Consider the following 13656-nt stretch of genomic DNA (forward strand, 5'->3'; position numbering starts at 1 on the left):
ATGCCCACCAACCGGCCGACGAAGGGACGCACAGTGGCTCAACCCACCACCGACGACCAGCCCAAAGCCCTCAAGCCCGCCCTCGAATCCATGACCCTGCTGGTCGCGGCCGTCATCGTCCACGACCAGGCCACCGATCGCGTCGTCCTCCTCCAACGCAGTGAGAACGCCAAGTTCGCCCAGGGCATGTGGGACCTGCCGGTCGGCAAGAGCGAGCCGGGCGAGCCGATCACCGAGACCGCGGTCCGCGAGCTGTACGAGGAGACCGGCCTGACGGTGAAGTCCGAGGCTCTGAAGGTCGCCCACATCATTCACGGTGCCTGGGGAGTTGAGGCCCCGAACGGCTTCCTCACCGTTGTCTTCGCCGCTCACGAGTGGACCGGCGAGCCCGAGAACCGTGAACCACGCAAGCACGCCCAGGTCCGCTGGGTCGCCGCCGACGCCATCCCCGACGAATTCGTGGACACCACCGCCAGCGCCCTCCGCCGGTATCTCACCGGCGGGCCAGAGGTCTCCCTCGACGGCTGGCATCGGTGAAGGCACCTCCAGTCATTCGAGGAGGCCGTCGTGAGCCGTGAACTGTCGACCCGTGCTGACGTCTGCAAGGCATTGATCGCCGACGGGACCCTGTGGGTGGACATGGCCGACGTCGATCGGACAGCCAGGTCAGTACCTCCTCGCATCTGAGAGCGCAGCGGCAGCGCTCTGGATGCTCCTGGACGCGTCTTCGAGTGCTGCCGGTAGATCTGCCACTCCCGTCAACCTACGTGCTGCGGAGGTCAACAGAGCGACGTTGTCCTGCAGGTGTGCGAGGTCGTCTCCTGCTTGCATCAACAAGGGTGCGTTGTCCTGTAGATGTGACAGGTTTCGGCTGGCTTCGTACACCATCCAAGCCGTGTCCTCTGAAATGCCCTGCGTGCGCACCAGCGTGCGTTCAAGGTCCTGTTTGAGGACCTTGACGAGTGAAGACAGCTCCGGCACCTGTTTTGCGATGGCACCCAGCACAGGAGCGAGCCGATCAACGTACTGATCCTGTGCCTCTTGGATCATCTCGACCAGCCGGGACTCGGTCAGTCCGCTCAACCCCACAAGGGCGCCCCGACCGTCGGCCTCGCGATCGCTCTTCCACTTTTCGAGGATCTCTACGGTGTACTTCTCACCATCCGCACCATCAACCCGCTTGTGATGCACATTGCATAGCAGCATCAGATTGGCGAAGCTGTTCCTGCCCTCCACGCTCCATGTGGAGTCGAATCGCTTCCCGCCCGGCTTCAGGGCGCGAATGTGGGCAATGTCCAAGTTGAGAACGGGCTCGCCGTCAATGAAGCGGATCGTCGGTGCTCCGCAGCGGGGGGCGTAGCAGCCGCCTCTGGCTAAGGTCATGAGCGCAGCGATGGTGGTGTTGTCGTACTTCCTGTGGGGCGCTTCCGTCACGGTGTCCTCCTCGGCTCGCCAGGGCTGCTTGGAACCATAGGGGCAGGCACTGACAACTGACTTGGGACAGCGTCTAGTTGGCAGGAAGCCTCTCGGCGCGTCTCTGGCTGCGGTAGCGGCCACGTGCGCGCCTCTATCCGTCGCCGTCCCGGTGAGTCCGTGGGCATGTGACTCAGCCCTGACCTGCATGAGTTCATGCCTCTCAACGTCCCATCTGTCCCGGACGAGTTGGCCGGTGACGAGGAGGGAGCGCCGGTCCAGGTTGGTCTCCGGCCAGGGCTGGCCGCATGCCTCGCCTCGATGCAGGCCGCGGAAGGCAGCCAGGCATTACGAGGCGTACAACCGATCCTCGGCCACGAACCAGAGGAAGTCGTGGTGACTACCGAGTCGTGCGCAGTTCTTGGCTGACCTAGCGATCAGCGACACGCTGTAGTGCTGCGAGCGGAAGCAACATGCTCATCATCGCAAAATTGATTACAAGCGGTGCGTATCATGACCATTCGTGGATCTCGTAGTACGCGTGCGTCAGGCGCTAAGAGAACAAGCCATCCATCCAACAGAGTTCGAGCGCTGCGCGTGCGCGCTCCTGCAATCGCGGTACCCGGGTCTGTCTGCAGTCGAGGGTGGTCATGACTTCGGTCGTGATGCCGACATCTACTTTCCCCTTGGCACCGACGACGTGGATGCCCGGGGACGGCTGCTGGTCACCACGGGTGATCCGGTGGCGAATCTACGCACCGGTCTCAGAAGAATGCGCGAGGAGGGCGTGCGGGCCGACCTGATTGTGGTGGCCTGCTCACGGGCAGTTGACGCGACTACCCGCGCGGCCATGGACCGGTTGTGTGCGAGACGCAGCCTCCCAGCACCGCACATCTACGCCCAGGAATGGTTCGTTGACCACTTCGTGCGTGAGCCGGCTTGGCGATGGAACCTTCTGCGCATCGCGGCGGACTTGGGTGCCCTGCTTGACCGCCCGCTCGAGGCACCGGACCACGTGACGGACCTGACCCCGCTCGTGGGCCGGGAGAGCACCCTTGCAGTGCTCGACAGTGAGGTTGATGCCGGTCGCGACACTGTTGTGGTCGGTGTCCCCGGTGTGGGAAAGACACGGCTTACGGCTGAGCTGGACCGCCGCGTCGTCTACCTTGAGCAGACGCAACTCGACCGACTCATCGACGAACTGTTGCAGGCCCGGCCTGATGCCGTCGTGGTGGACGACGCCCATGTTCGCCTCGACGACATCCGCGTTCTCCGGCGGGCTCGCCGCCAGGCAGACCTCTCATTCGTTATCGTCGCGCCGACCTGGCCTGACAGGGATGACGAGGTGATGTCAGCTCTTCCGGGGGCCGTCCGTGTTGACGTCGACTTGCTGGAGCGGGCCGACATGAACACGTTGGTCACCTCAGTCGGTGTGACCGGCCACCGGGCACGTGCTGTGGTTCTCGCTCAGGCGGACGGCAGACCGGGCTGGGCCCTTACGCTCTGTGAGTTGCTTGCCACGGGGGAGGGCGACAGCGTTGTAACTGGTAGGGCGCACCTGGCGAATGTGGAACGACATCTCCGGCGCGTCACTGAATCCGAGACGGCTGTGGACACCCTGGCTTGCGTAGCGGCCCTTGGAGGTGCGTCCACCGAGACGCTGTACGCGCTGGCGCCCCTCGTCGGCGAGCCGCCAGCCAGCATGTCCGGCCTGATGGAGCGGCTCGCGCGCAATGGCCTAGTTGAAACCGTTGGCGATGTCTGGCGCTTGCAGCCAGCACTGCGCGCGCCACTCGTAGCTCGGTGGTTCTTCACCACCCCTGCTGGCAGGCCATGGTCCACCGTTTGTGATGCCTTTCCAGAACGGGCTTCAGACCTCGCGTTGGCGGTGATGTCTGCTGCCCGGGTCTCTGACTCCCCCGCTGCTCGCGCGGCGGCGGCAGCCTGGATCCGTGCGCTGCCCGCGCCGACTGATTGGGATACCGAAATTTTCGCCGTGGTGTCGGAATACGCCCAGCTGGACCGACGGGCAGCTGAATTTGCCGTCGCGGCCGCCCACGCCGTTCTTGATGGGCCACGCGAGGTTCATCAGCTATCTGGAGTTTCCGTTGACCTTGCTGGTGACGCTGCGGTTCGACAACTGATCCAATCTGCAGAACAGTTTCTGCTGCCCGACGCTGTTTCCGGCCTACTCGACCTTGCTGTGGGTGACCACCGTCCGCGTCACTCCACGCCGCAACACCCGTTGCGCGTGTTGAGTGACTTGGCCGGCATCATCGACCCTGACTTCGGCACCGAGATCGAGATTCGCAGGCTCCTGCTGCGGTCTGCACTGGACTGGCTGCGTGCTCATCGCGAACCGTCGCATTGGGCCGTGGCGACCGAGATGTTGGCGAGCATCTTTACCGTGGAAGTGTCGGGAAACTGGACTGATCCCGGCGCGCCGAACACCGTTACCCTGAGCCGGGGCATCGACAGGGCGGAGAACTTGGCCCAGCTCATTTCCTTGTGGGAGCAGGTTGCGGCAGTTCTCGACGCAGAGGACGAACTGGAGAGACCCTGTGGATGCCCTCCGAGCGCGCTCGTTCCGCTGCTCGACCTCGCGCTCACCTGGCTACGGCTCGGCGAGGGGCACGCAACTGGCCATGCGGGACCCACAGATGAGCAAAAGCGCTTGGGGGTTGAAGGAGGGGGCCGCATCCTTGCCACGCTGTATCCCCTGCTCCAAGCCTCTCCTGGCTTGGCCCTACGCGCTCAGCGCATGCTCGACTCACTGCGCGAGCGCGATGGCACCGGGCGTGAACTCCCTTCGTTCAATGTTGATCCGGACCTGGAAGCCTTCGCAGGTCGGGGGTGGTGGAGTCACCTCGACGCTGCCGACGCTGCCGACGCTGCCGACGCTGCTGAGCCGGACCCGCCCCTCTCTGTGGAGGCCCTCGCACAGAAGATTGCAGAGCTAGGACCGTACGACGGAGTGGCGCGATTCGGTGAGCTGGCCGAGCAATCGGCGCTTGCCGGTGACCAGAGTGGTGGGATCTGGGTTGCTGACCAGATGGCACCCCTCCTGAGCGACCCAAGTGCCTGGTATGAGGCCGCTGCGACGTCCGGGAACCCGCTCCTGCTTCGCAGCGCACTGGGACAGTGGCTCAAGACCGATCCCACTACGGTCCCGAGGGACATCCTCGCCAGGTCTCTGGACAATCCGGACTTTCGTTCCGGTGTTATCAGCGTTGTGCTCGGACGCGCTGAGATCGACGAGTCCGCCGAGTTCGTGATCGCAGCGATGAGGAAGGAGGACGTCGGCCTACTCGACTCGCTGTTCGTACACGATGAGCCGGATGAGGTGCTGCAACGGCTGCTGCTGCACCCGATCGCCGCGATCGCCAGTAGCGCCGCCGTTAGCTTCGCCGTAGGCCAGCGTCATGGCCCCTCGCTGCCCGAGGTATGGCGACCGGCCTGGCGTGAGGCCGTACAGCACATGAGGGTGGAGGACCTGCCCCAGCACAGCCAATGGCGGGCCGGTCAGTTGCTCGGGCACCTGGCCGAGAGCGATCCCGATCTCTTCGAGGCATGGTTCACCGAACGGCTCGACGAGATGACCGACCGGGGCTTCTTCACTCCGCTCGAACCCCGTGGCTGCGAGGCTCACCTGGCAAGTCTTCCCCAAACACACCGATATCGGCTCGCCATCCGTTGTGCTGGCCTCCCCCGAATCGGGCCCAGCCCTCTCATCCAATTAGTTGGCCCCGATCGAGACCTGGCTGAACGTTTGCTCCGCGAAGGTGAAGTCACCGCCGACCGACTTCTCGAAGCGCTCTCCGGCCAGCGCAACGAAATCTTGGAGAGCCTCGGCCCTGTGCTGCTTGACCACGGTGTTCCTGCTGCTCACATCGCCGCCACAGCTGCGTGGTACGACACCTGGTGGGGCTCTGCCTCTACGAGGCACCAGGAACTCATCGACTACTTCACCACTCTCTCGACCCGTGTGCCTGCTCTCACTGCTGTCGCGGCTGCGGGCCGCGCGCAGCAGGAGTCGTTGCTGCGGGAGGCGGTGCAGAAGGAGCGGGCCGAGCGGGTGCGGGGAGATTGAGCGAGCGGGTAGTCCTCTCGGCAGGGAGGACGATCTCCATTGGGGGCAATGTGGGCGTGATGTTCACCATGGGTAGTTCGGGGCTGGTCAGCGGGGCGTCCAGCAGCTGGACCGAACATCACGCTGGCGAGTCCGGCAATCCTCTGACCAGGGAAAACCGGATCAAGCATGATCTCGGATCACCATTCGGCACGATCTTGCAGGCCCTCGTAATGCGTAGGTCTTGGGTGGGGCCGTGCCATAAAACGAGTGCGGCCGCCACCCCGATGGGGGGGTGGCGGCCGCACTGTTGCTGACGCTACGTCAGAGGATCGGCCGGGCGGTGCACACGCGGTGCACAAGGGGGCGGAAAGCAAGCGGGAACAGCGCGAACTGCTGAGCAGTCTTTTCGCAGGTCAACGCATGTTTCAGGATTCCCGCCCAGGTCACCCAGACCTGATCTTTAGATGTCGAAGTACAGCTCGAACTCGTGCGGGTGCGGCCGGAGCTGGATCGGCGCGATCTCGTACGTCCGCTTGTAGTCGATCCACGTCTCGATCAGGTCCGACGTGAACACCCCGCCTGCCTGCAGGTACTCGTTGTCCGCCTCCAGCGCTTCCAGCACCGCCGGGAGCGAGGTCGGGACCTGCGGGACGCTCGCGTGCTCGTCGGGGGCGAGCTCGTAGAGGTCCTTGTCGATCGGCTCCGCGGGCTCGATCTTGTTCTTCACGCCGTCGAGGCCCGCGAGCAGCAGCGCCGAGAACGCCAGGTACGGGTTCGACGACGGGTCCGGCGCGCGGAACTCCACGCGCTTGGCCTTCGGGTTCGAGCCCGTGATCGGGATGCGCATCGCCGCCGAGCGGTTGCGCTGCGAGTACACCATGTTGACCGGCGCCTCGAAGCCCGGGACCAGGCGGTGGTAGGAGTTCACCGTCGGGTTCGTGAAGGCCAGCAGCGACGGGGCGTGCTTCAGGATGCCGCCGATGTAGTAGCGGGCGGTGTCCGACAGGCCCGCGTAGCCCTGCTCGTCGTAGAAGAGCGGGACGCCGCCCTGCCACAGCGACTGGTGGACGTGCATGCCCGAGCCGTTGTCGCCGAAGATCGGCTTCGGCATGAAGGTCGCGGTCTTGCCGTTGCGCCAGGCGACGTTCTTCACGATGTACTTGAAGAGCATCAGGTCGTCGGCCGCGGCCAGCAGCGTGTTGTACTTGTAGTTGATCTCGGCCTGGCCGGCGGTGCCCACCTCGTGGTGCTGGCGCTCGACCTGAAGGCCGGACGCCTCCAGCTCCAGGGAGATCTCGGCACGCAGGTCGGCGAAGTGGTCGACCGGCGGGGCCGGGAAGTAGCCGCCCTTGTAGCGGACCTTGTAGCCGCGGTTGTCCTCCAGCGCACCGGTGTTCCAGGCGCCGGCCTCGGAGTCGATGTGGTAGAAGCCCTCGTTCGCCGCGGTGCTGAAGCGCACGCTGTCGAAGACGTAGAACTCGGCCTCCGGGCCGAAGTACGCGGTGTCGGCGATGCCGGTGGAGGCGAGGTACGCCTCCGCCTTCTTGGCAATGTTGCGCGGGTCACGGCTGTACTGTTCGCCCGTGATCGGGTCGTGGATGAAGAAGTTGATGTTGAGCGTCTTGTCCTTGCGGAACGGGTCCATCCGTGCCGTCGACAGGTCCGCGCGAAGTGCCATGTCCGACTCGTGGATCGCCTGGAAGCCGCGGATCGAGGAGCCGTCGAAGGCCAGCTCGTCGGACGGTTCGAACGCCGTCGCCGGGATCGTGAAGTGCTGCATCACGCCGGGAAGGTCGCAGAACCGGACGTCGACCATCTTGACGTCGTTGTCCGCGATGAACTTCTTGGCGTCTTCGGCGTTCTGGAACATCCACTCCTCCTACTCCCGACCCGGGAGGGACGGGCTTATAGCTCGTCGTGCGGCCAGTGCGGTGGCACACGCTGAGACCTGACCTTAGGCAGGCCGGATTTCTCTAGCATGACCCATTTGTTTCGCCGAAGTTAACCGGGCCGGAGTCGGGGCCGGGCAAAGGCCCCGCCTTCAGGTGGGTGAAACCGGGCGCAGTACCGTGTACGGGTGGACAACAGGCAAGCAATCGGATCGTGGCTCTCCGGGCCCCGTGCGGCGGCCGAGGACATGGGCGCCGAGTTCGGTCACCGCGGTGAGCGGCTTGGTCTGCCGGAGGCGGGACCGGGCTCCATCGCACCCCTCGGGCGGCGCTTCGGCGCCGTACTCATCGACTGGGGGCTGTGCCTCCTGATCGCATACGGACTGTTCGCGAACGGTGACCGGCAGGGCGTCGGGAACTGGGCGCTCGGCATCTTCCTCGTACTGAGCGTGCTGACCGTCGGAACCGTCGGCTTCACGCCCGGCAAGCGGATCCTCGGGCTGCGCGTCATCTCCGAGGACGGCGGGCGGCTCGGGGTCGTCCGGGTTCTCGTGCGCAGCGTGCTCCTGGGCCTCGCGATCCCGGCCCTCATCTGGGACCGCGACGGGCGCGGGCTGCACGACCGCCTCGCCCGCGCCGTACAGGTGAGGACCTGACCCGGTAAACGCAGACCAGGCAGACGGAGACCCGGTAAACGGAGACCCGGCAGACGGAAACGACCCGGTAGACGGAGACAGGGAAGCGGCCCGGACTGATGAGTCCGGGCCGCTTCCCTGTCTCGTACGACGCTTGTTACGACGTCTCGTCCGACGTCAGCGCGTCTTTCCGCCCCGCGGCATCCGCATGCCCTTCGGCATCGGCCCCTTCGGCAGCGGCATATTGCTCATCAGGTCGCCCATCGCCCGCAAGCGGTCGTTCGCGGCCGTGACCTGCGGCCCGGTGAGCACCCGCGGCAGCTTCAGCATCGTCGTGCGCAGCTTCTTCAGCGGCACCTGGCCCTCGCCGGTGCCCACGATGATGTCGTGCACCGGCACGTCCAGCACGATGCGCGCCATCTTCTTCTTCTCGGCCGCCAGCAGCGACTTCAGCCGGTTCGGGTTGCCCTCCGCCACCAGCACGATGCCGGCCTTGCCGACCGCCCGGTGCACCACGTCCTGGCTGCGGTTCATCGCCACCGCCGGGGTCGTGCTCCAGCCGCGGCCCACGTTGTCCAGCACCGCGGCCGCCGCGCCCGGCTGGCCCTCCATCTGCCCGAAGGCCGCTCGCTCGGCGCGGCGTCCGAAGACGATCGCCATCGCGAGGAAGGCCAGCAGGAATCCGAGGATGCTCAGATAAATGGGGTGGTCGATCAAGAAGCCGATCGCGAGGAAGACACCGAAGGTGACGATTCCCACAGCCGCGACGACAAGACCGACCTTCGAATCGGCCTTCCGGGTCATCTTGTACGTGAGGGCGATCTGCTTCAGTCGCCCCGGGTTCGCAGCAGCGTCACTGCTGTCTGTGTTTGCCTTCCTCGCCATAACAGGAAGTTTACGTGGCCTAGGAAGTGCGGTGGGCCACGGCCTCCACTACATGCTGCGCATCGACCCGGTCCTTGGCCCGGCGTCGGTCTTCGAGGACTGCCGTCCACGCGTTCCTGCGGGCCGTGCGCTGGCCGCTGCCAAGGAGCAGCGACTCCATGGCGCGCAGGGCATCGGTGACGGACGGGATGGCGGTAGCGCGTACTGGACGGACTGACGCGACCTGCATGTGGATGTCCCCCCTCGGGGTGAGAGACGAAGAGCGGGAGTCGTTCGGGGTGGTACGGAGAGCGGTGAGTCCTGTGCACAGAGCGAGCGGTGCGAGCTGTGCGTAAGCCCAGGGTCACTGATTGGTGTTACCAGTGCATGACCGAGCGGTCAAACACCGATGAAACCTTTCCGCGCGCGCCCAAACGGTGACGCGGCCCGTACGCCGCCCCCGACCTGCGGGGAGTGTACGAACCGCGTCCAATCGGCCATCACTGGCCGGTAGTTGCCTGTGCCCGAATTCACATGGTCTGGGGGGCGACGACCGCACCCCGGGCCTCCATCGCCTGCTGGTACAGCCGGCCCGCGCGGTACGAGGAACGGACCAGTGGACCCGACATCACACCGGAGAAGCCGATCTCCTCGGCCTCCTCCTTCAGCTCCACGAACTCGTGCGGCTTCACCCAGCGCTCGACCGGGTGGTGGCGTACGGAAGGACGCAGATACTGGGTGATCGTGATCAGCTCGCAGCCCGCGTCGTACAGGTGCTGCAGCGCCTCACTGACCTCCTCGCGCTCCTCGCCCATGCCCAGGATGAGGTTCGACTTGGTGACCAGGCCCGCCTCGCGGGCGCGCGTGACGACCTCCAGGGAGCGCTCGTAACGGAAGCCGGGGCGGATCCGCTTGAAGATCCGCGGCACGGTCTCGACGTTGTGCGCGAGCACCTCGGGGCGGGACGAGAAGACCTCGGCCAGCTGTTCCGGCACCGCGTTGAAGTCGGGGATGAGGAGCTCGACCTTGGTGCGGCCCGCCTCGCGCTCCGACGTCATCGAGTGGATCTTGCGCACCGTCTCGGCGTACAGCCAGGCGCCGCCGTCCTCCAGGTCGTCGCGCGCGACGCCGGTGATGGTGGCGTAGTTCAGATCCATGGTGACCACGGACTCGCCGACGCGGCGCGGCTCGTCGAGGTCGAGGTCGGCGGGCTTGCCGGTGTCGATCTGGCAGAAGTCACATCGCCGGGTGCACTGGTCGCCGCCGATGAGGAAGGTCGCCTCGCGGTCCTCCCAGCACTCGTAGATGTTCGGACAGCCGGCCTCCTGGCACACGGTGTGCAGGCCCTCGCTCTTCACGAGTTTCTGCATCTGCGTGTACTCGGGGCCCATCTTCGCCCGGGTCTTGATCCACTCGGGCTTGCGCTCGATGGGCGTCTGGCTGTTCCGGACCTCCAGGCGCAGCATCTTGCGTCCGTCGGGTGCGACTGCGGACACGTCCGGCTCCCTACGACTTCGATTCTTCGGCGGACCCCAGGGTACGCCCGTTATTTGTGTGGTCCAACGTGTGGACAACCCCAGGCCACAGGGGTGCATTCCCTAGACGGCGGCCTCGACGGCCCTCGGTCGCAGGTCTGCGTTCTCCAGTACGGCCCGCAGGTGCTTCTCGGCCACCGGAAGGACATCGGCGATCGTGATCTCACGGCCCAGCTCGTTCGTCAGCGACGTCACCCCCGCGTCCCGGATCCCGCACGGCACGATCCGGTCGAACCAGGTGTTGTCCGGGTTCACATTCAGCGCGAAGCCGTGCATCGAGACGCCCTTGGCGATACGGATGCCGATGGCCGCGAGCTTGCGGTCCTCGCGGCGCTGGCCGGCGTTGGAGGGGGCGTACTCCGGGCCGTTCAGCCGCGGGTCGAACTCCTCGTCCTGCAGACGTGGGTCGAAGTCCAGCGCGAGACCGCCGATCGCCGGGCGGTCCTCGACCGGGTCGCCAAGCACCCACACACCGCTGCGGCCCTCGACGCGGCTGGTCTCCAGGCCGAACTCCGCGCAGGTGCGGATCAGCGCGTCCTCGAGCCTGCGGACATGGGCTACAACGTCCACCGGGCGCGGCAGCTTCACGATCGGGTAACCCACCAGCTGCCCCGGGCCGTGCCAGGTGATCTTGCCGCCGCGGTCGACGTCGACGACGGGGGTGCCGTCCAGGGGACGCTCGCTGTCCGCTGTGCGCCGGCCGGCCGTATAGACGGGCGGGTGCTCCAGGAGCAGGCAGGTGTCCTCGATCTCGTCGGCGAACCGGGCGGCGTGGACCTCGCGCTGCTTCTGCCACGCCTCCTGGTACTCGACGGCTTGGTCGCCGAACCCCAGTGGTACGAACCGCAGCTCACTCACGGCTGAGCCTCCCTCGACCCTCACCTGCAGAACCTTCATCCTGCACTCATCACGCCCACGCCACTGTACGGCGGCTCGTGAGAGGCCGACGGGGCAGGTGCGTCCCGTCAGCGACTTCCCCAATCCTCACACGATCGGATGAATGTGGGGCGAAGGTGGCGGTCCGGGCGCGAGGGGCCGCTAAATTCACGCCGTTCCATGAGGGCTGCTCGCGGCCCGGAAGGCAGGAGACCGCACAGCTGATGACGGAACGACCCCCACAGCGCATCCCCAACCGCCAGCTCGCCGCGCTCATCGCAGAAGCCGGATTCTCCAATGCAGGTCTTGCCCGCCGAGTGGACCAGCTCGGGCTGGAGCACGGACTGGATCTGCGGTACGACAAAACCTCCGTGACCCGCTGGCTGCGCGGCCAGCAGCCACGCGGCACCACCCCCGCCCTGATCGCCGAGGTGTTCACCCGGCGGCTCGGCCGCAGGCTGTCGGCGCAGGATCTGGGGCTCGACGCCTGTGCGCCCGTCTACGCCGGTCTGGAGTTCGCGGCCACGCCGGAAGAGGCCGTGGACATCGTCAGCGGGTTGTGGCGCAAGGACACCGGCAGCCACGCGGAGCTGCGGAAGATCGCGTTCACCCCGGCCGGACTTGTCGTGCCGAGCAGGGACTGGCTGATCGGGCGGGCCGACGAACGGGTCAGCCGCGGGGAGGCCGTGCAGAACGGGACCGCCCGCGTCCCCGTGCAGGGCCGGGCCTCCGTACCCCGGCAGCGGTCCACCGACCGGGGGCCCGGCCAGAAGGTCTCCAACGGCGACATCGCGGCCCTGCGCTCGGTCGGCGAGCTCTTTCGCACCCTCGACCACGCCTACGGCGGCGGGCACGTCCGGCAGGCGCTGGTCCGCTATCTCGAGCACGAGGCCGAGCCGATGCTCCGCGGCACCTATGGGGAGGTCACCGGGCGGCGGCTGTTCGCCGCGGCCGCCGATCTGACCCGGCTGGCCGGCTGGACTTCGTACGACATCGCCGCCCACGGCCTCGCCCAGCGCTACTTCGTCCAGGCGCTGCGGCTCTCCCAGGCCGCCGGAGACCGTGCGTACGGCTCCTATGTGCTGGTGACCATGAGCCGCCAGGCGGTCTATCTCGGGCACGGCCGGGAGGCGGTGCAGCTGACGCGCGTCGCCCAGCAGGGTGTGGGTTCGTCGGCCCCGCCCCTGGTGCAGGCGCTGCTGCACGCCGTCGAGGCGCGCGGGCACGGTGTGCTCGGCGACGCGCGGGCGTGCACCGCCGCGCTGGTACGGGCCGAACGGGCGCTGGAGACGGCGCGGCCCGGGGACGATGTGCCGCACTGGGCGCGGCTCTTCGACGAGGCGCAGCTCGCCGACGAGTTCGGGCACTGCCACCGGGATCTGCAGCAGTACCGCTCCGCGGCGCAGCACGCGGAGCGCTCGCTCCAACTGCGCGCCCCGGCGTTCGCGCGCAGCCGGGTCTTCTGCCGCGTGGTGCTGGCCTCCGCCCGGCTCGGCCTCGGAGAGCTGGACCAGGCGTGCGCGCTGGGGGCGGAGGCGGCGCTGCAGGCGTCGGAGATGCGGTCGGCGCGGGCGACGGAGTATGTACGGGAATTCGAGCGGCGGCTGGAGCCGTACCGGGACGCGGCGGCGGCGCGGAACTATCGCGACCGGGTGGCAGCGCTGGGCTGAACCCGGGGGCGCCGCCGGTCCTCCGGATCCTCCGGCCCCCAGACCGGCCGGGTCCTCCGGCCCTCCGGTCCTCCGGATCCTCCGGCCCCCAGACCGGCCGGGTCCTCCGGCCCTCCGGCCCTCCGGCCCTCCGGCCCCCAGACCGGCCGGGTCCTCCGGCCCTCCGGTCCTCCGGCCCTCCGGCCCTCCGGCCCTCCGGCCCTCCGGCCCCCAGACCGGCCGGGTCCTCCGGCCCTCCGGTCCTCCGGCCCTCCGGCCCTCCGGCCCTCCGGCCCTCCGGCCCTCCGGCCCTCCGGCCCTCCGGCCCTCCGGTCCTCCGGACCGCCCGGGGCCTCCGGCCCTCCGGCCCTCCGGCCCTCCGGCCCTCCGGCCCTCCGGTCCTCCGGACCGCCCGGGGCCTCCGGACCTCAGGAACCCCCGCGACCCTCAGGGACTTCCGGATCTTCGGGACTTCCGGATCTTCGGGACTTCCGGATCTTCGGGACTTCCGGATCCTCGGGACTTCCGGACTTCCGGGACCTCCGGACCCACCGGACCGCCCGGGACCTCCGGATCCCCGGACCGCCCGGGACCTCTGGATCCCCGGACCGCCCGGGGCCTCCGGATCTCGGCGCCTCAGTCGCCGACGGGACTTTCCGCTGCCCGCCCGTCCCCTACGGCCTGGCGGCCGTGGGAGGTATCCCCATCCCGTGACTGGGGCTT

General features: G+C 67.4%; 10 protein-coding genes and 1 pseudogene. 4 read left to right on the top strand and 7 right to left on the bottom strand.

What is annotated here, in order from left to right; genetic code table 11:
- Entirely contained in the window at nucleotides 1-537 is a 537-nt protein-coding gene (locus tag J7E87_RS30880) for an NUDIX domain-containing protein (RefSeq protein WP_215097907.1), read from the top strand.
- A gap of 129 nt (nucleotides 538-666) precedes the next feature.
- Here J7E87_RS30880 and J7E87_RS30885 read toward each other — a convergent pair whose 3' ends face one another.
- Nucleotides 667-1434: a hypothetical protein gene (locus J7E87_RS30885; protein ID WP_215097908.1), complete on the bottom strand. Its 768-nt coding sequence runs from the start codon at nucleotides 1432-1434 to the stop codon at nucleotides 667-669.
- Between the two features lie 192 nt (nucleotides 1435-1626).
- Nucleotides 1627-1803 (bottom strand): annotated as a pseudogene (locus tag J7E87_RS35660) (site-specific integrase); the annotation flags it as partial.
- Nucleotides 1804-1936: 133 nt separating this feature from the next.
- Between J7E87_RS35660 and J7E87_RS30890 the strand changes: the two are divergent.
- Nucleotides 1937-5503 (top strand): hypothetical protein, encoded by a 3567-nt coding sequence (locus tag J7E87_RS30890; RefSeq protein ID WP_215097909.1) that lies wholly within the window; start codon nucleotides 1937-1939, stop codon nucleotides 5501-5503.
- A gap of 442 nt (nucleotides 5504-5945) precedes the next feature.
- On the opposite strand, the gene glnA is transcribed toward J7E87_RS30890, so the two are convergent.
- On the bottom strand, nucleotides 5946-7355 hold the full coding sequence (gene glnA, locus J7E87_RS30895) for a type I glutamate--ammonia ligase (RefSeq protein WP_215097910.1): 1410 nt from the start codon (nucleotides 7353-7355) through the stop codon (nucleotides 5946-5948).
- A gap of 207 nt (nucleotides 7356-7562) precedes the next feature.
- Here glnA and J7E87_RS30900 point away from each other — a divergent pair, with 207 nt between their 5' ends.
- Nucleotides 7563-8030, top strand: a complete 468-nt coding sequence (locus J7E87_RS30900) for an RDD family protein (protein WP_215097911.1) — start codon at nucleotides 7563-7565, stop codon at nucleotides 8028-8030.
- 156 nt (nucleotides 8031-8186) lie between these two features.
- Here J7E87_RS30900 and J7E87_RS30905 read toward each other — a convergent pair whose 3' ends face one another.
- The 4 genes from J7E87_RS30905 to lipB form a co-directional block, all read right to left on the bottom strand.
- Nucleotides 8187-8894, bottom strand: a complete 708-nt coding sequence (locus tag J7E87_RS30905) for a DUF4191 domain-containing protein (RefSeq protein ID WP_215097912.1) — start codon at nucleotides 8892-8894, stop codon at nucleotides 8187-8189.
- A 19-nt stretch (nucleotides 8895-8913) separates the two neighbouring features.
- Complete coding sequence (locus J7E87_RS30910; RefSeq protein WP_215097913.1) at nucleotides 8914-9123, bottom strand: hypothetical protein; 210 nt, start codon at nucleotides 9121-9123, stop codon at nucleotides 8914-8916.
- 280 nt (nucleotides 9124-9403) lie between these two features.
- Nucleotides 9404-10369: a lipoyl synthase gene (gene lipA, locus J7E87_RS30915; protein WP_215097914.1), complete on the bottom strand. Its 966-nt coding sequence runs from the start codon at nucleotides 10367-10369 to the stop codon at nucleotides 9404-9406.
- Between the two features lie 102 nt (nucleotides 10370-10471).
- On the bottom strand, nucleotides 10472-11266 hold the full coding sequence (lipB, locus tag J7E87_RS30920) for a lipoyl(octanoyl) transferase LipB (RefSeq protein ID WP_215097915.1): 795 nt from the start codon (nucleotides 11264-11266) through the stop codon (nucleotides 10472-10474).
- 242 nt (nucleotides 11267-11508) lie between these two features.
- On the opposite strand from lipB, the gene J7E87_RS30925 reads away from it, so the two are divergent.
- Nucleotides 11509-12954 (top strand): regulator, encoded by a 1446-nt coding sequence (locus J7E87_RS30925; RefSeq protein WP_215097916.1) that lies wholly within the window; start codon nucleotides 11509-11511, stop codon nucleotides 12952-12954.
- Nucleotides 12955-13656 lie beyond the last annotated feature (702 nt).

Origin of the sequence: Streptomyces sp. ISL-1 (assembly GCF_018614585.1) — a bacterium.
Taxonomy (GTDB): Bacteria; Actinomycetota; Actinomycetes; order Streptomycetales; family Streptomycetaceae; genus Streptomyces; species Streptomyces maoxianensis.

Coding starts and splice junctions, on each gene's coding strand:
- J7E87_RS30880 (WP_215097907.1), top strand. CDS start 1: ATGCCCACCAACCGGCCGACGAAGGGACGCACAGTGGCTCAACCCACC.
- glnA (WP_215097910.1), bottom strand. CDS start 7,355: ATGTTCCAGAACGCCGAAGACGCCAAGAAGTTCATCGCGGACAACGAC.
- J7E87_RS30905 (WP_215097912.1), bottom strand. CDS start 8,894: ATGGCGAGGAAGGCAAACACAGACAGCAGTGACGCTGCTGCGAACCCG.
- J7E87_RS30910 (WP_215097913.1), bottom strand. CDS start 9,123: ATGCAGGTCGCGTCAGTCCGTCCAGTACGCGCTACCGCCATCCCGTCC.
- J7E87_RS30925 (WP_215097916.1), top strand. CDS start 11,509: ATGACGGAACGACCCCCACAGCGCATCCCCAACCGCCAGCTCGCCGCG.